A 343-nucleotide genomic window follows, 5' to 3' on the forward strand; every position below is an offset into this window, starting at 1 on the left:
GACGAACAACGACCAGCTACGCGCGTTCCACAAGTATGCAGCGGAGAATGACATGCCATTCAACCTCATCGTCGGACCCCGTACGCAAACGATCTCGGAGCCGCTTCTGGACAACATTCGCCAGACGGGCGGCGGTGTGATCGAATACAACCCAACCACACGCGAATTCAATCCAATTGATATTGGGGATAAAGGCCCCTGGAAAAGGAATTAAGGAATGACGTTTTCTCTACTTGCCCTGCTGACCGAACAATCGCCAGTCATCTCGAACGAATCCCTGGCCGACGAGCTGAAGGCGTACTTCGAGAACGAGGAGGACTTTTCCTTGAAATTCGAGCGGTTG

At 52.8% G+C, this 343-nt stretch carries 1 protein-coding gene; it reads left to right on the plus strand.

The annotated features are described in order from the left end of the window. The coding region (locus RVY79_RS18210) for a hypothetical protein (RefSeq protein ID WP_317465939.1) at positions 1-214 on the plus strand (214 nt) is incomplete at its 5' end. Positions 215-343: the final 129 nt, after the last annotated feature.

It is taken from the genome of Chromohalobacter sp. HP20-39 (genome assembly GCF_033052815.1).
Lineage (GTDB): Bacteria > Pseudomonadota > Gammaproteobacteria > Pseudomonadales > Halomonadaceae > Chromohalobacter.